The sequence below is a fragment of the Dermacoccus sp. Tok2021 genome, assembly GCF_019895135.1.
GTDB lineage: Bacteria > Actinomycetota > Actinomycetes > Actinomycetales > Dermatophilaceae > Dermacoccus > Dermacoccus abyssi.
The window spans coordinates 23,620-42,086 of sequence record NZ_JAGTHU010000015.1; the positions used below are offsets into that span (position 1 = coordinate 23,620).

Genomic DNA, 18,467 nt, shown 5'->3' on the forward strand with positions numbered 1-18,467 from the left:
TCTGCTCAGCGCATTCGCAGGGACGCATCGACGTTCTCTAAGGTTGGCTCCATGAATCGAGAGCACGTTCGCCCGGTCCGCGTCGAGACCCGAGGCGGTCACTGATGGCCGGCGGACTCTTCGCGCTGCTCGACGACGTCGCAGCGCTCGCCCGCCTCGCGGCGGCCTCCACCGACGACGTGGCCGCTGCCGCCGGCCGCGCCAGTGCCAAGGCAGCGGGCGTCGTCATCGATGACACCGCCGTCACGCCGCGCTATGTGCAGGGCCTCGCGGCCGAGCGAGAGCTGCCGATCATCAAGCGCATCGCGATCGGCTCGCTACGCAACAAGCTGCTCTTCATCCTCCCGATCGCGCTGGTGCTCTCGGAGTTCCTCCCGATCGCAGTGACGATCCTGCTCATGCTCGGCGGTACGTACCTGTGTTTCGAGGGCGCGGAGAAGATCATCCACGCCCTCAAGCACCGCCGCGAGCACGGGCACGAGAGTGCCGTGGAGCGCGAGGACGAGGACGTTGCCACCGAGAAGATCGACGAGGACGAGGTCGTGAGTGGTGCCGTGCGCACCGACTTCATCCTCTCCGGCGAGATCATGGTCATCGCCCTCAAGTCCGTGACGCACGAGCCGCTCGTCTCGCGCGCGATCATTCTGGCCGTGGTTGCCGTCCTCATCACGGTGCTCGTCTACGGCTTCGTCGCGCTCATCGTGAAGATGGACGACGTCGGCCTCAGCCTCATCGACAGCGGCAAGAGCGAAAAGTTCGGCCGTTTCCTCGTCAACCTCATGCCCAAGGTCATGGCGTTCCTGTCCACCGTCGGCGTCGTCGCGATGCTCTGGGTCGGTGGCCACATCCTTCTCGTCGGCACCGACGAACTCGGCTTCCACCCGCTGTACTCGGCCGTCCATCACGTCGAAGAAGCGGTGCACGAGGCCACTGGCGCACTCGGCGGCGTGCTCGGGTGGCTCACGAACACCGTCGCGAGCGGCATCTTCGGGCTCATCGTCGGCACGATCGTCGCGCTGATCGTGACGCCGATCCTCGCCGCTCGTGCCAAGGCGAAGGGCGAGGCGCCCGCGCACTGAGCTGCCGCACCTCACCTCTCGAACGGCCGTCGCACGTCCCGTGCGGCGGCCGTTCGACGTGGCCGTGTCGGAGGTGGCCGGTAGACTCACGGCCATTCGGCGCGGGCGATAACCCATGCACGAGAGCAGCCCAGAGGGGCACGCCGGAATCTCGAGTCACCGAATGCGAAGGAAACACACCACCATGCCGTTCGACTACAAGATCCGCGACATCTCACTCGCCGAATCCGGCCGCCACCAGCTGCGCCTGGCCGAGCACGAGATGCCCGGTCTCATGTCATTGCGTGCTGAGTACAGTGAGAGCAAGCCGCTCGCCGGTGCGAAGATCGCCGGGTCGCTGCACATGACGGTGCAGACGGCCGTCCTCATCGAAACCCTCACCGCCCTCGGTGGCGAGGTGCGCTGGGCGTCGTGCAACATCTACTCCACCCAGGACGAGGCTGCCGCGGCCGTCGTCGTCGGCCCGAACGGCACCGTCGACGACCCGCAGGGTGTGCCCGTGTTCGCCTGGAAGGGCGAGACGCTCGAGGAGTACTGGGACTGCACGAACGAGATCCTCACGTGGCCCGGCAACGAGGGCCCGAACATGATCCTCGACGACGGCGGCGACGCCACGATGCTCGTGCACAAGGGCACGGAGTGGGAGAAGGCCGGCCAGGTGCCGCCCACCACCGAGGACGACTCCGAGGAGTTCAGCGTCTTCAAGGCCCTCGTGCGCAAGACCCTCGCCGAAGACCCCACGAAGTGGACGAAGATCGGTGAGCAGATCCAGGGCGTCACCGAGGAGACCACCACAGGCGTCCACCGCCTCTACGAACTCTCGCGCGCCGACGAACTGCTCTTCCCGGCCATCAACGTCAACGACTCCGTGACGAAGAGCAAGTTCGACAACAAGTACGGCACCCGCCACTCCGTGCTCGACGGCCTCAACCGTGCCACCGACGTCCTCGTCGGCGGCAAGGTCGCCGTCGTCGCCGGCTACGGAGACGTGGGCAAGGGCGTCGCCGCGGCGCTCGCCGGCCAGGGGGCCCGCGTCGTCGTCACCGAGATCGACCCCATCTGCGCGCTCCAGGCCGCGATGGAAGGCTTCCAGGTCACCACCATGGACAAGGCCTGCGAATACGGCGACATCTTCGTCACGACGACCGGCAACTTCGACATCATCACCGCCGACCACATGTCGCGCATGAAGAACAAGGCGATCGTCTCCAACATCGGCCACTTCGACAACGAGATCGACATGGCCGGCCTCGCCAAGATCCCCGGCATCGCCAAGGTCGAGATCAAGCCCCAGGTGCACGAGTGGACGTTCCCCGCCGACGGTGACGAGGAAGCCCGCTCCATCATCGTCCTGTCCGAAGGCCGCCTCATGAACCTCGGCAACGCCACCGGCCACCCGAGCTTCGTCATGTCCAACTCGTTCGCCAACCAGACGATCGCCCAGATCGAACTGTTCACCAACGGTGATGCCTACCGCGCCAACGGCAAGCCCCTCGTCAAGACGCTCCCCAAGCACCTCGACGAAAAGGTCGCCCGCGCCCACCTCGACGCCCTCGGCGTCGAACTCACCGAACTGCGCAAGGACCAGGCCGAATACATCGGCGTGGACGTGGCCGGCCCGTACAAGCCCGAGCACTACCGGTACTGACCACTTCGATCGTGCGGGCGCCCGGCGAGCAAGCTCGCTCGGCGCCCGCACGATCTTCGGGTCAGGTGTTGTTTGGCGCGTCTTCCGGCCAGGCCCTAGCCGGCCTGTCTCGGTGCGACACGCATCATGGCGCGTCTTCCGGCGGGACGAGTTCGCAAGCTCACTCGTCCCGCTCGGTGCGACACGCGGCCGTCCACTTCTCGAGGTGGGCGGCTTTCGTGTGGCTGTCACCTTTCGTGGTCTAGAGGTGCCCACGGTTCCTTGTGGCACCTTCGGTCCTGACGGATGGCGCTTCAGGTGCCGTTGGGGCGTCGTGGCTGGTTTTGTCCTGACGGACAGCGCTTGGGTGCCGAATTGGCGATTCGACGCGTTGTGTCCCGACTGGCCCGGGTCGGCCGAGCGTCCCCACTGGACTCCGGAGGGTGGGCGCGCCGGGCTCGCGTGCAGCCGCCCACCGTTACCTGTGTGTGACAATGAGCCGGGCGACGCCCGGGCACGCCGCCCGAGCATCTTGAAAGGGGCAGATAGTGACCAACCGTGTGCTGATTGTTGACGACGACCCGGCACTCGCCGAGATGCTCGGCATCGTCCTGCGCGGCGAAGGCTACGACGTCTCCCACGTCGCCGACGGCTCCGCAGCGCTCGGGTCCTTCCGCGACTTCAAGCCCGACCTCGTCCTGCTCGACGTCATGCTGCCCGGCATGAACGGAGTCGAGGTCTGCCGCAAGATCCGCGCCGAATCCGTCGTGCCCATCATCATGCTGACCGCGCGTACCGACACCCTCGACGTCGTGGGCGGCCTCGAAGCGGGCGCCGACGACTACGTCAGCAAGCCCTTCAAGCCCGCCGAACTCGTCGCCCGAGTCCGCGCCCGCCTGCGCCGTGGAGACAACGAGCCCGAGATCGTCACCATCGGTGACCTCGTCATCGACCTCGCCGCCCACTCCGTCACCCGCGACGGCGAAGCCATCTCCCTCACGCCGCTCGAGTTCGACCTCCTTCTCGCCCTCGCCCGCAAGCCCTGGCAGGTCTTCAGCCGCGAGGTGCTCCTCGAGCAGGTCTGGGGCTACCGCCACGCGGCCGACACGCGCCTCGTCAACGTTCACGTTCAGCGCCTGCGCTCCAAGGTCGAGAAGGACCCCGAGAACCCCGAGATCGTCCTGACCGTCCGCGGAGTCGGATACAAGGCCGGTGCCGCCCAGCAGTCCTGAGCGCCGCGGACCCGCCAGACGCGCGCTCTCCGCCGTCGTCGCCGGCGCCCGACGCTTCGCCGCGTTCCTCGGTCGCACGTGGCGGCGGTCGCTGCACTTCCGCGTCATCAGCCTCACGATGCTCATGGGGCTGACGGTGGTGCTCGCCGTCGGTGCCCTCATGTACCAAGGCATTGCCGACGGTCTCGTGCGGAGCAAGACCAGCTCCGCCCAGCAGGTCGCGCTGCGCGAGACGGCCGACGTCCAGAACGCCTTCGACGCCACGGATAAGACCGACCTCACCACCTTGTACAACCTGTCGCGCGACTCCGTGCGACGCATCTCCAGCCCCCTCGACGACACCTCGCGACTCGTCGTCCTCATGCGGGCCGGCGACAACGCACGCCCCGGAATCCCACGCGTCAGCACCGCGGGTGCAGGCGAGATCACGCCCCCCGCCGACGTGCGAGGCGCGCTCGCCCGCGACCCTGCGCACCAGCAGACGAAGATCATCACCCTCCACCACGCCGACGGCGGTGACGTGCCCGCAGTCATGGTCGGCTCCCGCGTCAACATCCCGAACGCGGGCGCCTACGACCTATACCTCGTCTTTCCGATGGACAAGGAAGCCCAGTCGCTCGGCATCGTGCGCAACTCGTTCGCCGCCGGCGGCTTGGGCCTCGTGCTCCTCATCGGTGCCTGTGCCTATCTCGCGACGAGGCTCGTCGTCACGCCCGTTCGGTCTGCGGCCCACGTCTCCGAACGCCTCGCCGCCGGCAATCTCGACGAGCGCATGCGCGTGCGCGGCGAGGACGACATCGCCCGTCTCGCGACGAGCTTCAACGCCATGGCCTCCAGCCTGCAGCGTCAGATCGGCCAGCTCGAAGACCTGTCGCACCTGCAACAGCGCTTCACCTCCGACGTGTCGCACGAACTGCGTACACCGCTGACGACGATCCGCATGGCCGCCGACATGATCCACGACTCCCGCGGTGACTTCGCCGCGCATGTGGCCCGCTCGTCGGAGCTCCTGTCGAAGGAACTGGACCGGTTCGAAGCGCTGCTGGCCGACCTGCTCGAGATCAGCCGCTTCGACGCCGGTGGCGCCGTCCTCAGCCGCACTCCCGTGTCGTTCACCGCCCTCGCCGCCGATGTCATCGACATGCACGAGCAACTGGCGCAGAAGCTGGGCGTCAAACTGGTGCTCGACGCGCCCACCGACGTCGAGGTGCCCATCGATCGCCGCCGTGTCGAGCGCATCCTGCGCAATCTCGTGTCGAACGCCATCGAGCACGGGCAGAACGCGCCTGTCGTCGTCATCGTCCGCTCGAACGTGACGGCGGTCTCCGTCAGCGTCCGCGACTACGGCATCGGTCTCAAGGAGGGCGAGGCGGACAAGGTCTTCGACCGATTCTGGCGGGCCGACCCGGCTCGCGCGCGCACGACCGGGGGCACCGGCCTGGGCCTTTCCATCTCCCTCGAGGACGCACGCCTGCACGACGGTTTCCTCGAAGCCTGGGGTGCGCCGGGGGAGGGCTCCTGTTTCCGCCTCACCCTGCCGCGCCACCCCGGCATCCCCATCGCCTCGAGCCCCGGGCCGTTGCAGCCTTCCAGCGTCACCGCGCCCAAGCAGATCGCCAGCGGCACGATGCGCACCTCCGACGGCGGTGCGCGCCTCGTCTCGGGTTACCCAAGCACGATCGGCACCAAGAAGGCCACGAACGCGTTGCCCCCGACCCTCGAGGGCGAAGCCGTCGCCCGGCCGAGGAGTGACGAATGAGCCGCCTCAGCCGTCCAGCGCGTCTGTCCGCGCTCACCCTCGCCGCAGTCATCACTCTCAGCGGGTGCATCGGCCTGCCCTCGACGACGGGGGTGCGCGCCGGTCAGGCCGTCGACGCCGGAGCCGTCGACGAGCCGCTCGCCGTGGAGCCGCTCACGGCGTCCTCCTTCGACGATCCGCGCTCCATCGCCACGGGGTTCGTGCGGGCACAGATGTCGTCGCAGGACAACCACGCAGCGGCTCGCACCTTCCTGACGGCCGAAGCCTCCACCGCGTGGAAGCCGGGTTCCGCCGTGACCGTTTTCAGTGGAGAGAGCGACATCGTCGCCACCCGACCGGAGACGGGCAAGGTTCGGCTGCGGATTCCCGTCGTTGCGACGATCTCTCCGGACGGACACCTCGAGCGCTCCGATCAGTACGAGCGGACCCTCGAGTTCTCCGTCCGCGAGACCTCCGCAGGATGGCGCCTCACCGACCTGCCGCCGAACCTCGGCGTGTGGATGAGCGACTCGGATGTCACCCGTCTCTTCACGAAGGCGAACGTCTACTATCCGCCCCGCCACGGACGGGTCCTCATCGCCGACCCCCGCGTCCTGCCACGTCAGGGCCTTGCGACGGCGCTCGCCCGAGCGTCCTTGTCCGCGCCGCCCGCATGGCTCGAACCGGCCGTCGAACAGAGCGCTCCCGACGGCACACGTCTCGCCGTGGACGCCGTGCCCGTTCGCGAGGGCACCGCCCAGGTCGACCTGTCCGAGCAGGCCAGCGGGGCTGACAACGCCCAGCGCACGGCGTTGTGGGCCGCCATGACCGCCACCCTTCTTCAGGCACCCGAGGCGGGCACGCTGAACCTCACGGTGGGCGCCACCCGCTTGGAGGCCGAGAACCTTCCCAGCGCGGTCGACGAGGTCTCGGACGTGGGATATCGCCTCCCGACCGGCGGCGTCGACACCGTCATCTCCCGCAGCGGCACCTACCTCGCCTGGACGCAGGCGTCCGCGAACGACGCCGTCTCCGGCACGACGAAAGCAGCGGCGCGCGGACGACCGTCGCTTCCCGCCGTCGAGGCGAACTGGACGTTCCTGGCAGCGGGCCAAGGAGGACGTCAGATCGCGGCGGTCTCGAAGGACCGCACCTCGATCAGACGATGGGTCAACGGCAGCGCCGTCACGCTCGACTCGCTCGGTACCGATCTGGTACGCCCCGCGTTCGATGCCAACGGCTGGCTGTGGACCGCCGGACACGCGTTCTCCAACGCGGAGCCGGGAAGGTCCGACTCGAAGGTGCGCGACGCGTCGGTGTGGGCCGTCGACACGTCCGCGAGTGAGGCCGGCGCGGCCCCGGTGCGGCTGCAGGTGCCGTGGCTCGGCGAAGGCGAGGTCGAGTCGCTGAGCATGTCCCCCGAGGGCCAACGTCTCGCCATGATCGTCAAGGACCCGAAGGGGCGCCGCGCCGTTCTGGCGGCGGTGGAACGTAACGCGAAGGGCCGCCCCGTCCGCCTCGGTCCGGCCCACGTCGCGGCCCGGGGCGTGAAGAACCCGACGAGCATCGTGTGGGCAGACGCGACGAGCCTCGCGGTCCTCGGCACGATCGACGGGACGAAGCGACCGGCGCTGCAGACGATCGACGACGTCGTCGAGCCGCTCGCCGTCGTGCGTCACGGCGACGGACTCGCGAGCACGCTGCGTGGCTCCGACGGGCTGTTCGTCCGGACGTCGAACCAGACAGTTTTCACACGGCTGGGCTCGTCGTGGAGCAGCTTTCTCTCGCGTGGGGACGTCATCGTCCCCAACCCGTGACGGGAGATACGTCCCACCACGTCGTCGGACCGGCCTTTCCACAACACGTCGGTGTTCTCGGCTGCGCCTGGGGTCCCCAAGGCGCGACCGTGAGGCATGCGCCCCAGCCCGTTCGTGCACGAGGATTCCCGATCGCCGCTTCGTCGAGCGCTCGCGGAGCTCCTCGATCTCGCGTGGCCGGTCACCTGTGCCGGCTGCGAACGCTGGTCCACGCCGTGGTGTGAGGCATGCGCTCGGGCAACGCGGCTCGAACTCCTGCGAGTCCGTCCCAGCCTCGCGCCACACCTCGTCGTCCATGCGGCCACGCCGTTCGAAGGTGCGGTGCGTCGTGGGGTGACCGTGTTCAAGGACGAGGGCCGCAGTGACCTCGCGCCCGTTCTCGGCGTCCTGCTGCGCGCCGCTGTCGCGGCGGCACTCGCGGAGTACGTCGACGGTGAGCGGCCGATCCCGAGGAGGTGGTTGCTCACCCCCGTCCCGTCGTCGCCCGCCGCGACGCGCGTACGCGGCCGCTTCCCTCTCGGGGAGGTGGTGCGTGCATCGCTGCACAGCGATCGAGCAGGTGCCGAGCAGCGGACGCTCGTCGAAGCTTCTCTGCTGCGCGCTTCGCGACGCACGGTCGACCAGTCCCACCTCACCCGAGCCCAGCGCAGCGCCAACGTCGCCGGAGCCTTCGCATTGGCCAGCGCCCGCGAGGGCCATGCGCCGGAGGAGTGCGGCGTCGTCCTCGTCGATGACGTCGTCACCAGTGGCGCCACTCTCGCCTCGGCTCACGGTGTCCTCGTGCGCGGTGGGTACGACCCTGTCCTCCTCGCAGCGGTCGCCGCGACGCCCGACGCGGGTGTCCGGGGCGACGCGTGAGACGTCCGTGGTCCTGGGCACGTCACGCGCTGTTCATCGGATCGTCACGAAACCCTGGTGTGGGTCCCCTCACAGGTCTAGCGTGGAGTCACGATCCACTCCTGGCAGGAGGTGATGCACTCAGTTCCCTGGGCGGCGCCGTGAATGTGCCCGGCCCCGCCGACTCACGCAGCATCAGTTCTTGGCCTGAGGAGGTCATTCCCATGGAGATCACCGTTACCGGTCGCCACGTCGAGGTTCCCGCCCGCTTCCACCGCCACGCGGAGGAAAAGCTGGCAAAGGTTCCGCAGCTCGACCCGCGCGTCGTGCGCTGTGACGTCGTCGTCACGCACGAACCGAACCCGCGACGTGCGAAAGAGGCGTACCGCATCGAGGTGACCTGCCGCGCCAAGCGCTCGGTCATCCGAGCTGAGGCAGCGGCCGACGAGGAGTACGCGGCACTCGATCTCGTCATGGCCAAGCTGGGTGAGCGTCTGCGTCGCCAGCACGACCGCAGGCGTGTGCACCGCGGCCACGCGCGCCCCACCTCCGTCGCCGAGGCAACGGCCGACCTCGGGCTGCTCGAGGTCATGCCCGACCTCAGCGACAACGCGGACGAAGCACCCGCTGCGCTCGGACAGGACCCGGACTGCCCGGTCCAGCTGCGTGAGAAGGTTCACCAGAGTACGCCCATGAACGTCGACGAAGCTCTGCGCGAAATGGAACTCGTCGGCCACGACTTCTACCTCTACCAGGACAAGGAGACGGGGCGTCCCAGCCTCGTCTACCGCCGTCGCGGTTGGTCCTACGGCGTCATCCACCTCGACGTGACCGAGGAGGTCGCGCAGGACGACGAGGCCACCGCCTGAGACCGGCGGACTCGACCGCGGGGCCGTTCGCACACCGTGCGGGCGGTCCCGCGGCCGTTCGCCCCCAGGGTCGCTCCCGTGAGGATCGGTGACAATGGAGCGCATGTCAGGTGATGTCGTCGCGACCATCGTGGTCGAAGACCGGCAGATCGCGGTGCACGAGCCCTCGTCCATCGCTTCCCTTCGACGCCTTGTCGCACTCGCCCGTACGGAGGACGTCGCGGCGGTCGTCGAGCCGGCCGACGAAGCAGTCCTGGAACGACTGGTCGGCGCCGGTGTTGCAGCCTTCTTCCCCTACGTGCCCTCGCACGACGAACTGACCGAGGCCGCCGGGGCGCTCGCGGTCGCGGGCAGTTATGCCCACCCTGACCTCACCCAGTCGTTGCTGCGTCTGGCGCGACGGGCTCTGCGGCCGGACAGCGTGCTCGACGTCCTGACCGCGCGTGAAGTCGAAGTCCTCCGCCTGCTCGCCGGTGGACAGGCCAACCGCGCCATCGCGGCGCGCCTGTTCATCTCGGAGCACACCGTGCGCAATCACCTCGCGCGCATCTACCGCAAGCTCGACGTCACGACGCGTCGGGAAGCGGTCGACCTGACCCGCGAGGCGTTGTCGGACGCCTCGCCGCGGGAGGGGCGCGAGGGGCGCCGCCCGAGCGACTAGGCTTAGGGAACTGTGCGTCCGTCTCGGGCGTACTACGTCAGTGTGAGGCCGCGGGCCGCTGCCCTCACCGACCATCGATCTACGGAGTTGTCGAGTGCCCAAGGTTGTCGAACGTGTTCTGCGTGCCGGCGAAGGCCGAACGCTGAAGAAGCTCGAAGCGATCGCCGCTCAGGTGAACGTCGTCGAGGAGGACTTCGAGAAGCTCACCGACGCCGAACTGCGCGAAGAGACCGACCGCTTCCGCGCCCGTCTCAAGGACGGTGCCACGCTCGACGACATCATGCCGGAGGCCTTCGCAGCCGTCCGTGAGGCGAGCCGTCGCACCATCGGCAAGCGTCACTTCGACGTCCAGCTCATGGGTGGCGCAGCCCTCCACATGGGCAACGTGGCCGAGATGCGCACCGGTGAGGGCAAGACCCTCGTCGCGACGCTGCCGAGCTACCTCAACGCGCTCGAGGGCAAGGGCGTCCACGTCGTCACGGTCAACGACTACCTCGCCGAGTACCAGTCGGAGCTCATGGGCCGCGTGCACCGCGCCCTCGGCCTCGAGACCGGCTGCATCCTTTCCTCGATGACGCCGGCACAGCGACGCGAGCAGTACGCCAAGGACATCACCTACGGCACGAACAACGAGTTCGGCTTCGACTACCTGCGTGACAACATGGCGTGGTCGCCCGAGGAGCTCGTGCAGCGCGGACACAACTTCGCCATCGTCGACGAGGTCGACTCGATCCTCATCGACGAGGCTCGCACGCCGCTCATCATCTCCGGCCCGGCCGACGCGGCCACGAAGTGGTACGTCGAGTTCGCCGGCATCGTCGAGCACCTGACGCGCGCCGAGAAGTCGAAGGAAGGCAAGATCGTCAAGGCCGGCGACTACGAGGTCGACGAGAAGAAGAAGACGGTCGGTCTGCTCGAGTCCGGCATCGAGAAGGTCGAGGACCTGCTCGGCATCGAGAACCTCTACGAGGCGGAGAACACGCCGCTCATCGGCTACCTCAACAACGCCATCAAGGCGAAGGAGCTGTTCAAGCGCGACAAGGACTACGTCGCGATGAACGGCGAGATCATGATCGTCGACGAGCACACCGGGCGTATGCTCGCGGGCCGTCGCTACAACGAGGGCGTCCACCAGGCCATCGAGGCCAAGGAGGGCGTGGAGATCCAGAACGAGAACCAGACTCTCGCGACGGTGACCCTGCAGAACTACTTCCGCATGTACGACAAGCTCTCGGGCATGACGGGTACAGCGCAGACCGAGGCCGCGGAGCTGTACCAGATCTACAAGTTGGGCGTCATCACGATCCCGACGAACAACCCGCCCCAGCGTGTCGACCAGGCCGACCGCATCTACCGCACCGAGGACGCGAAGTTCCGCGCCGTCGTCGACGACATCAGCGAGCGTCACCGCAAGGGCCAGCCCGTTCTCGTCGGTACGACGAGCGTCGAGAAGTCCGAGAAGCTGTCGGAGCTCCTGCGTCGCAAGGGCGTGGCGCACGAGGTTCTCAACGCCAAGCACCACGAGCGTGAGGCCGCCATCGTCGCGCAGGCGGGCCGCAAGGGCGGCGTCACCGTCGCCACGAACATGGCCGGTCGAGGCACCGACATCATGCTCGGTGGTAACCCCGAGTTCATGGCCGTGGCGGCGCTCAAGCAGCGCGGACTCGACCCGGAGGAGACTCCGGAGGAGTACGAGGCGAGCTGGGACGAGGCACTTGAGAAGGCCGAGAAGGCCGTCAAGGCCGAGCACGACGCCGTGACGGAACTCGGCGGCCTCTACGTGCTGGGCACCGAGCGTCACGAATCGCGACGTATCGACAACCAGCTGCGGGGACGATCCGGTCGTCAGGGTGACCCGGGGGAGTCGCGCTTCTACCTGTCGTTGCAGGACGACCTCATGCGTCTGTTCAACGCCGGCCTCGTCGACCGCTTCATGTCGACGTCGGGCATGGACGACGACCAGCCGATCGAGAACAAGATCGTCTCGCGTTCGATCCAGTCCGCTCAGGGCCAGGTCGAGAGCCAGAACTTCGAGATCCGCAAGAACGTTCTCAAGTACGACGACGTCCTCAACCGCCAGCGCGAGACGATCTATGCCGAGCGCAAGCGCGTCGTCGAGGGCGACATCGAAGGCCAGATGCGTCACTTCATCAACGACACGATCGACGCCTACATCGACGTCGCCACGGCCTCCGGTTTCTCCGAGGACTGGGATCTCGAGAAGCTCTGGGGAGCGCTCCAGGAGTTGTACCCGGTCTCGATCTCCCTCGACGAGCTCGAGTCGGAATTCGGTGGGCGCGCGGGTATCACCCCGGAGATCCTCGGTGAGGAACTTCGCTCCGACGCGCAGCACGCCTTCGACGACCGCACCGCCTACCTCGGCACGACGGTGGCGCGTGAGGTGGAACGTCGCGTCGTCCTCACGGTTCTCGACCGACAGTGGCGTGAGCACCTCTACGAGATGGACTACCTCAAGGAAGGTATCCACCTGCGTCAGATGGCGCAGCGCGACCCTCTCGTCGAGTACCAGCGTGAGGGCTACCAGATGTTCGACGCCATGACCGAGGCGGTCAAGGAGGAGTCGGTTCAGCTGTTCTTCAACGTGCAGGTGGATCCCGACGAGATCGAGGCTTCCACGCCGGCGCCGAAGCAGCAGGTGATGCACTTCACCGCCCCGAACGAGGAGGGGCTCGCCGAGGAGCACCGCGTTGCGGCCGACGGCCACGTCATGGACGAGGACGAGGAGAAGTCGCGTGAGCAGCGTCGCGCCGCCGATCGCTCCCGTAAGCAGAAGGGCTCCAAGGGCGGCAAGAACACCAAGGGCTCGAAGAAGCGCAAGCGCTGATCGCGATCGCGGCCACCTCAGAGCATTTCGAGCACCGTGACGACCCATCGGCCGTCGGTGCCGTTGAGGCGTAGAGCGATGGGCGTCGGACGACCGCCGATGCGTGCGACGACCGCTGCCTCGGCCACCCCGTCGCACGGTTCGCAGACCCGTACTCGGCGCACCCGCGTCAGGCCGGCACGCGGGCCGCGCCGTAGGGCGGTGCGGTAGCGGCGCGTCAGACGGCCGAGCACGTCGGCGTCGACGTGCCGCGACAGTTGCGTGGGCGGCCTTCGTCCGTCGAGGCATTCGACGAGTGCCAGGGCGAATCGTTGGACCCACACGCGTGCATCGGGGAGCGCGGCCGACGGCGTGTGCTGTGGTCCGAACATGGGGTCGACGTCCTCGTCCACGCCGCAACGTCGCGCGTAGTCCGTGGCCAGGCGTGCCCGGAGCTCGCCGGCTGTGGGTGCGGCGAGTTCACCGCGCAGCACTGCGCTCACCTCCTCCGAGCTGAGCACCGGTGGCATCTGGTTGGGACGTCGCTCGCCGACCCGTTGCAACGTGGTGGTCATCGGAGCGCTCCCACGGTCGCGCCGGGCACGCGAAGCACGTCGCCGACCTGGATGACGTCCGGGTTCGCCCGGAGGTCCGGATTGGCCTGGATCCAGGTGCCCACGGCGTCGGCCACGAGTTCGGCCGGGGCTCCTTCCGGGAGGTGCGCCGCCGCGATGGACCACAGGTTCTGTCCTCGAAGGACCACGTGCGTACCGGTCTCGGCGGCGCGTCCTGAAGGTACGACGAGGCGACAGCTGTGAGCGTCCGCGGCTCGTGACGAGGGCACCCAGCCAGGCTCGGGCGCAGACCGACACTCCTGCGGCACCGTGTGGGAATCCGACGTGGGTGGTATCGCAAAGTCAGGTGTGGTCGAGGGCGACCCGTCGGGCACCTGTGGCGCGAAGTCGGGGGAGGGAGCCTGCGTCGCCGCTGTGACCGAGACGCCCGCGACGGGTGTGGCGCTCGCCGCCGCTGCACCGGACCCGACGAATGCAGCCAGGGCGAGGAAGAGCGAAGCGGCTCGTGCCCTCGCCGGGTTGCGGTGAGCTCGCTCCGTCGAGCCGTGTGCACCCGGTTCGGGGCGTGAACCCGGAGTCGCGAGGATGTCCAGGGCGGCTGCGCCACACACCCAGGCCAGTCGGACGAGACAGGCGCCGGCCAGCGCGACGAACACCGAAGCCACGGCCTCGTCCGTCGTCTGTTGTGCCCGAGTTCCGAGCAGGTGTACGGCCGCCCACACGGCGCCGCCGAAGCACACTGCGGAGGCGCCGCATGCGAACGTCGCCGCGAGCCGTCGCTCGCCGGCAGTGGTGTGAGTGGTCATCATGTCGCCTCTCTCGTGAATCGCGCCGGAGTCGTTCGAGGTGTTCCGACCGATCTCCTTCGCTGTTGATGAAGGTCACTCTATGTCGAACAGTGACAAATGATGTCGATTAATGATGATCAATGTTTAGCGATGCTTGAGCGACGTGCGCGGTCAGCCCTCGATGCGGCACCGGAGAATCCCCGCTCGCCCGCGAGTCCGGGCTAGCGTTCAGCCATGCGCATGGACAGGTTGCTCGCCGATCTCGAGGCAGCGGAGGCTGCCCGACGCGCAGCACAGAGACGTGTCGAGATCGCCGAGGGCGTCCGCGCCGAACGGGCCGCCGTCACACTGGAGGACCGGCTGCGCGGCTCGCTCGGTTCCGACGTCGAGGTCGTTGCTGCGGCGCATCCGGTGCGGGGGCGACTCGTCGAGGTGGCCAGGGGGTGGATCGCGCTGGATCGCAGTACCAGGAAGGACGTGGTGCTCGGAGTCGACGACCTCGCGCGCCCGGGCTCCGTCGTGGTGGCCACCGCCGCGCTCGAGAGCGCTACCGGTCTGCGTGCCTCGCACCACAAGGACGATGCGCCGAGTGTGGGACGAACCTGGGGCTCGCTGCTCCGGGCGCTCGCCCGCTCACGAGCCACCGTCGTGTGGCGGACGACGAGTGGCAACGAGTTCACAGGTCTCGTCGATGCGGTCGGCGTCGATCACGCCGTGGTGAGACGCTCCGCAGGAACACCGGTCGTCCTGACGACACAGGCTGTGGCGTGCATCGAGGTGGGAGCCCGTCGGGGCGAGGACTACCGCTGAACGAGCGTCACAGGTCGTCGATGTGGCCCGAGGCCACCGCGTTGCGTGTTGCCTCGTACTGCCGCTCGATGTAGCGCTCGACCTCGTCGGCTTCGACGCGCCATTGGTTGTTGATCTTGATGGCGGGCAGCTCGCCGGACTTCACGAGGCCGTACACCTGGCGGGCCGAGACGTTGAGCGTCTCGGCGACATCGGCGATCTGAACGAAGCGCTGAGCCACGGGGCCTCCTCGGAGTCGAGCCTGCGGAATTCTTACCAAAATCTGACCATCATTCTAGGCCTGCGCCGAGACCCTCATCGCTGACGATGTCAGTGGCTGTGGACAACCGGTGAAGGGAGAGCGACGGTGCAGACACCGTGGGGCAAGAAGGTCGTGAGAACGACGGCGCGTGGTTCGAACGGTGAGGACGCGTCGGGCACGAGCAACGATTCGTCACGACGGGCCGGCGGATCCGGTGCGCGGTTCGTTCCTGCGAGCATCAAGGACGCTCGCTGGATCGTCGGGATCCTCCTGCTCGCTGTCGGTGTCATCGGCACCCTCCGTGTCATCTCCGGGCTCGACGACTCGGTCCAGGTCTGGACGGCGCGTACCAATCTCGTGCCGGGGCAGCGCCTTCAGGCGAGCGATGTCGTGCGCACTGCCGTGCGTCTCGACGAGGTCCAGTCGGTGTACCTCAGCGGCCCGGCGCCCTCGGGCGTCGTTCAGAGGCCCGTCGCGCGGGGCGAGCTCGTTCCGCGATCGGCGGTGGCCGACGCGAGCAGTGTCGACGTGCGCGCCGTCTCCGTGACGTTGGACCGCGGGCAGGCCGACGTCGTGCGCGCGGGCACGGACGTCGAGGTCTGGGTTGCCGACAAGTCGAGCGAGACGACATCGAACAGCTTCGAACGGCCGAGACAGGTCATCGACCGAGCTCTCGTCTCGCGCATCGGCTCCGGCTCGGGCGGGGTGGTCGCCGTTGCCGACGGTCAGCCTGTCGAGCTCGTCGTGCCGCGAGCATCGCTCGCCGAGATCATCGACGCGGTGAACTCGGGCTCGCGGATCACCCTCGTGCCTCTGGCCGGGAGTCGACGCTCATGACGAGCGTCGCCACAGCCATCTCCGCCCGGCTCGAAGCGCGGTTCGCCGCTGAACTCGAGGATGTCGAGGACGCGGAACTCGTGCGTCGTTGTGCCGACGTGGAGGAACTCCTCACCGTGGCTGAGGCCGGGAGCGTCACCGTCGCCGCGATCAGCCCTGATTTCCCGGGAATGAACGGCAGCGTCGTCGCCGAACTCGCACTGCGCGGAACCTCCGTCCTCGGCGTCGTCGCTCCCACGTCCCCGACCGACGCCCGCCAGTGTGAGGCCTGGGCTCTGAGTCACGTTCATCTGGTCGGTTCGGGCGAGCTGGAGCAGCTCGTCCGGTCACTGGAGCGTTCGCCCGTGACGGTGGGCGGCGCGGGGCTCTCGGTCACCACCGAAGAGGTGGGTGAGGAGGCGGACACCCCGTCCACCTTCTCGCAGCGAGCCACTGTCGGACCCGCCTCGACCTCGCCCAATGCCGGGCACCGCGCGACCGTCGTGACCGTGTGGGGACCGGCCGGGTCTCCCGGTCGCACGACGTGCGCAACACACCTCGCACACGCGCTCTCGCAGGACGGCCCCACCCTGCTCATCGACGCGGACACCGTGGCTCCGGCCTGTGCTCCGGTCCTCGGTCTCCTCGACGAAGCGCCCGGTCTGCTCGCCGCAGCGAGGCTCGTGGATGCAGGGACGCTGAACCTGTCGCAGCTGCGTACGCTCACGGTCACCCTCGACGAGGGCTTCGACGTCCTGACGGGCATCGGCCGCGCGTCACGCTGGCACGAGCTCAGTCGGTTTCATCTCGGCGCGGTTCTCGACCAGGCCGTCACGGGGTACCGCTGGATCGTCCTCGACATCGCGAGCGACCTCAGCGTCGACGAGTCACTGCTGTACGACACCGTGGCTCCGGTGCGCGCCGCGGCCGGCATCGAAGCGGTGGAGCGCAGTGACGTGCTGCTGGCCCTCGCGGCCTGCGACCCGATCGGGTTGCAGCGTTTCGTCGTCGAGTGGGAACAGGTGGGGAGCTCGCATCCGGGCACGCGCGTCGTCATCTCGAAGGCTCGCGAGCAGGCTGTCGGCGGCGCACCCGAGAAGGTGGTGACGAAGGCGCTTGCTCGGTTCGCCGACGTCGATCCGGTGGCGGTGCTGCCCGATGCGCGTGACGAATTGGACAGCGCCCTTCTGCTCGGGAAGCTGTTGTCGACCACACGACCTGACAGCGCGTACGTGGCGGCGGTTGCACGGGTCGCGGCGAGCCTCGGGGCCACCGCCGGGCCACCTGCGACCCGCCGCGGTCTGCGCCGGTTGCGGGCCCCTCGCTAGGGTGTGGCACGTACGCAAACCAGCGAGGAGCGCCAGCCCATGATCCGTGCCTACATGCCTGTCGACGCCGACGCACTTGACATCTTGTCCCGTGAGGGATCGGTTCCGGCCACCCATGTCGTGAGCGTGACGCCCGGAGTGCGAGCACTCGCACCGGACGGTGACGAGGAACTGCACGAGCACCTCGCCTGCCAGCTCGCCGCAGCCGCAGCCACCAGTGACCCCGTGGCGGTTCTCGCGTTCGACGTGCGGCCCGAGCGCGTGGAGGACGCGGAGGGCCACGTGGGTGCGATCTCGCTCCTGGGCGACGTCGGTCTGCGGGATGTCGCGTGCTTCCTCGTCGCGGACCCGGGCGAGCGCGTGCAGGAGGACGCCGAGCTCGAACTGAGCTGGTACGACGCAGGGGAGCGTGACAGCGTGCGTGCACTCCTGAGCAGCTGACCGCTCGGGGCGACGCGCCCACCCTCGTGGTCGGGTCAACGCAGCATCCGGTCGTCACCGACACGGTCGAGACATCGGGTGAGGAAGCGCTCGAGACGTGTTGCCGAGTCGCCCAGGGCGTCGAACGACCCCTCCTGGCCGGCCACGAGCGGGCTGAGACGAAGGTAACCGTGACGGTACGCGGCGAGAACGCGGCTGAGACGGTCGAGGGCGTCGGCCACCGACGTGACGAGCGCGCCGCAATGTTGGGGCCCGGTTTCACCGATGAGCAGAGCCCGCAGTTCGTCATGGATGTCGTCGATCGCTTCACCGGCCCGACGCACCGAAACCGCGTTCCCCGGCAGGCGGCCGGATTCGATCTGACGCCTCAGCCCGGCTTGGGCCCGTCGCGTCACGAGGGGCGGGAAAGGCCCCGTGCGAGGAGCGGTGAACGACGGTGCGGGCTGCCCGGCGAGTTCGGCGCCCGCGGCGTCACTCAGTTGTTCGCTCAGGGACTCGACGACGCGGTCGAACGCCTCACCGTTCAGTGCCGTCGCAGGGTCGAACGGGATGTCGAGCAGGCGCAGCGCACAACGCGTCAGGTGGGTGGCGACGTCACGACTCGCGAGGCTGGCAGCAGGCATACCCCCAGCGTATGAGCAGGGCGAATCTCGGCGTCGGCGCACCCTCCGTGCCTGGGGATAACCCCGGTGGGACGAGGGCCCGGCAACACCGCTCGCCCTCGACTCGGACTCGGGTGTCCGCGCGCGTTAGAGTCGCCTAGGTGGCACAGCGTCGTGCCGCT

17 protein-coding genes are annotated in these 18,467 nt (G+C 68.3%); 13 read left to right on the forward strand and 4 right to left on the reverse strand.

From position 1 onward, the window contains the following. Window positions 1-104: 104 nt before the first annotated feature. The 9 genes from K9D12_RS09800 to secA all read left to right on the forward strand — a co-directional run bounded on the left by K9D12_RS09800 (window position 105) and on the right by secA (window position 12,705). Window positions 105-1,079: a DUF808 domain-containing protein gene (locus K9D12_RS09800; RefSeq protein WP_223060119.1), complete on the forward strand. Its 975-nt coding sequence runs from the start codon at window positions 105-107 to the stop codon at window positions 1,077-1,079. A 184-nt stretch (window positions 1,080-1,263) separates the two neighbouring features. Beyond that, complete coding sequence (ahcY, locus tag K9D12_RS09805; protein ID WP_223060120.1) at window positions 1,264-2,727, forward strand: adenosylhomocysteinase; 1,464 nt, start codon at window positions 1,264-1,266, stop codon at window positions 2,725-2,727. A 527-nt stretch (window positions 2,728-3,254) separates the two neighbouring features. Then, window positions 3,255-3,938 carry an MtrAB system response regulator MtrA gene (gene mtrA / locus K9D12_RS09810; RefSeq protein WP_129664491.1) on the forward strand — a complete coding sequence of 228 codons (684 nt, stop codon included), beginning with the start codon at window positions 3,255-3,257 and terminating at the stop codon, window positions 3,936-3,938. Beyond that, window positions 3,919-5,697, forward strand: coding sequence for an MtrAB system histidine kinase MtrB (gene mtrB, locus K9D12_RS09815; RefSeq protein ID WP_047311910.1), 1,779 nt, complete (start codon window positions 3,919-3,921; stop codon window positions 5,695-5,697). The genes mtrA and mtrB overlap by 20 nt, the downstream gene beginning before the upstream one ends. Continuing rightward, window positions 5,694-7,493, forward strand: coding sequence for an LpqB family beta-propeller domain-containing protein (locus K9D12_RS09820; RefSeq protein WP_223060121.1), 1,800 nt, complete (start codon window positions 5,694-5,696; stop codon window positions 7,491-7,493). Before mtrB ends, K9D12_RS09820 begins: the two co-directional genes overlap by 4 nt. A gap of 96 nt (window positions 7,494-7,589) precedes the next feature. Beyond that, complete coding sequence (locus tag K9D12_RS09825) at window positions 7,590-8,351, forward strand: ComF family protein (RefSeq protein ID WP_187034418.1); 762 nt, start codon at window positions 7,590-7,592, stop codon at window positions 8,349-8,351. 203 nt (window positions 8,352-8,554) lie between these two features. Beyond that, a complete protein-coding gene (hpf, locus tag K9D12_RS09830; protein WP_223060122.1) occupies window positions 8,555-9,199 on the forward strand; it encodes a ribosome hibernation-promoting factor, HPF/YfiA family in 645 nt (214 codons plus the stop codon). Window positions 9,200-9,293: 94 nt separating this feature from the next. Beyond that, complete coding sequence (locus tag K9D12_RS09835; RefSeq protein WP_223060123.1) at window positions 9,294-9,860, forward strand: response regulator transcription factor; 567 nt, start codon at window positions 9,294-9,296, stop codon at window positions 9,858-9,860. A 94-nt stretch (window positions 9,861-9,954) separates the two neighbouring features. Next, window positions 9,955-12,705: a preprotein translocase subunit SecA gene (gene secA, locus K9D12_RS09840; RefSeq protein WP_129664481.1), complete on the forward strand. Its 2,751-nt coding sequence runs from the start codon at window positions 9,955-9,957 to the stop codon at window positions 12,703-12,705. Window positions 12,706-12,722: 17 nt separating this feature from the next. Here the strand turns inward: secA and K9D12_RS09845 are convergent, their stop codons facing one another. After that, a complete protein-coding gene (locus K9D12_RS09845; protein ID WP_052947037.1) occupies window positions 12,723-13,259 on the reverse strand; it encodes an Rv3235 family protein in 537 nt (178 codons plus the stop codon). Continuing rightward, window positions 13,256-14,065 carry a LysM peptidoglycan-binding domain-containing protein gene (locus K9D12_RS09850; protein WP_223060124.1) on the reverse strand — a complete coding sequence of 270 codons (810 nt, stop codon included), beginning with the start codon at window positions 14,063-14,065 and terminating at the stop codon, window positions 13,256-13,258. The genes K9D12_RS09845 and K9D12_RS09850 overlap by 4 nt, the downstream gene beginning before the upstream one ends. 216 nt (window positions 14,066-14,281) lie before the next feature. On the opposite strand from K9D12_RS09850, the gene K9D12_RS09855 reads away from it, so the two are divergent. Next, window positions 14,282-14,857, forward strand: a complete 576-nt coding sequence (locus K9D12_RS09855; RefSeq protein ID WP_223060125.1) for a hypothetical protein — start codon at window positions 14,282-14,284, stop codon at window positions 14,855-14,857. 7 nt (window positions 14,858-14,864) lie between these two features. Here K9D12_RS09855 and K9D12_RS09860 read toward each other — a convergent pair whose 3' ends face one another. Beyond that, a complete protein-coding gene (locus K9D12_RS09860) occupies window positions 14,865-15,077 on the reverse strand; it encodes a helix-turn-helix domain-containing protein (RefSeq protein WP_047311915.1) in 213 nt (70 codons plus the stop codon). A 126-nt stretch (window positions 15,078-15,203) separates the two neighbouring features. Here K9D12_RS09860 and K9D12_RS09865 point away from each other — a divergent pair, with 126 nt between their 5' ends. From K9D12_RS09865 to K9D12_RS09875, 3 genes are read left to right on the forward strand one after another with little or no spacing between them, the layout of a single operon-like run. Next, a complete protein-coding gene (locus tag K9D12_RS09865) occupies window positions 15,204-15,935 on the forward strand; it encodes a hypothetical protein (protein ID WP_052947039.1) in 732 nt (243 codons plus the stop codon). Then, window positions 15,932-17,242 (forward strand): hypothetical protein, encoded by a 1,311-nt coding sequence (locus tag K9D12_RS09870; RefSeq protein ID WP_223060126.1) that lies wholly within the window; start codon window positions 15,932-15,934, stop codon window positions 17,240-17,242. The genes K9D12_RS09865 and K9D12_RS09870 overlap by 4 nt, the downstream gene beginning before the upstream one ends. Before the next feature lie 39 nt (window positions 17,243-17,281). Beyond that, window positions 17,282-17,683, forward strand: a complete 402-nt coding sequence (locus tag K9D12_RS09875) for a hypothetical protein (RefSeq protein ID WP_047311916.1) — start codon at window positions 17,282-17,284, stop codon at window positions 17,681-17,683. Window positions 17,684-17,718: 35 nt separating this feature from the next. Here K9D12_RS09875 and K9D12_RS09880 read toward each other — a convergent pair whose 3' ends face one another. Next, a complete protein-coding gene (locus K9D12_RS09880) occupies window positions 17,719-18,306 on the reverse strand; it encodes a hypothetical protein (protein WP_129664471.1) in 588 nt (195 codons plus the stop codon). Window positions 18,307-18,467 lie beyond the last annotated feature (161 nt).

Bases quoted from the DNA above. Each gene is read 5' to 3' on its own strand.
- K9D12_RS09800 (WP_223060119.1), top strand. From the start codon at position 105: ATGGCCGGCGGACTCTTCGCGCTGCTCGACGACGTCGCAGCGCTCGCC.
- ahcY (WP_223060120.1), top strand. From the start codon at position 1,264: ATGCCGTTCGACTACAAGATCCGCGACATCTCACTCGCCGAATCCGGC.
- K9D12_RS09820 (WP_223060121.1), top strand. From the start codon at position 5,694: ATGAGCCGCCTCAGCCGTCCAGCGCGTCTGTCCGCGCTCACCCTCGCC.
- K9D12_RS09825 (WP_187034418.1), top strand. From the start codon at position 7,590: ATGCGCCCCAGCCCGTTCGTGCACGAGGATTCCCGATCGCCGCTTCGT.
- hpf (WP_223060122.1), top strand. From the start codon at position 8,555: ATGGAGATCACCGTTACCGGTCGCCACGTCGAGGTTCCCGCCCGCTTC.
- K9D12_RS09835 (WP_223060123.1), top strand. From the start codon at position 9,294: ATGGAGCGCATGTCAGGTGATGTCGTCGCGACCATCGTGGTCGAAGAC.
- K9D12_RS09845 (WP_052947037.1), bottom strand. From the start codon at position 13,259: ATGACCACCACGTTGCAACGGGTCGGCGAGCGACGTCCCAACCAGATG.
- K9D12_RS09850 (WP_223060124.1), bottom strand. From the start codon at position 14,065: ATGACCACTCACACCACTGCCGGCGAGCGACGGCTCGCGGCGACGTTC.
- K9D12_RS09855 (WP_223060125.1), top strand. From the start codon at position 14,282: ATGCGCATGGACAGGTTGCTCGCCGATCTCGAGGCAGCGGAGGCTGCC.
- K9D12_RS09870 (WP_223060126.1), top strand. From the start codon at position 15,932: ATGACGAGCGTCGCCACAGCCATCTCCGCCCGGCTCGAAGCGCGGTTC.
- K9D12_RS09875 (WP_047311916.1), top strand. From the start codon at position 17,282: ATGATCCGTGCCTACATGCCTGTCGACGCCGACGCACTTGACATCTTG.
- K9D12_RS09880 (WP_129664471.1), bottom strand. From the start codon at position 18,306: ATGCCTGCTGCCAGCCTCGCGAGTCGTGACGTCGCCACCCACCTGACG.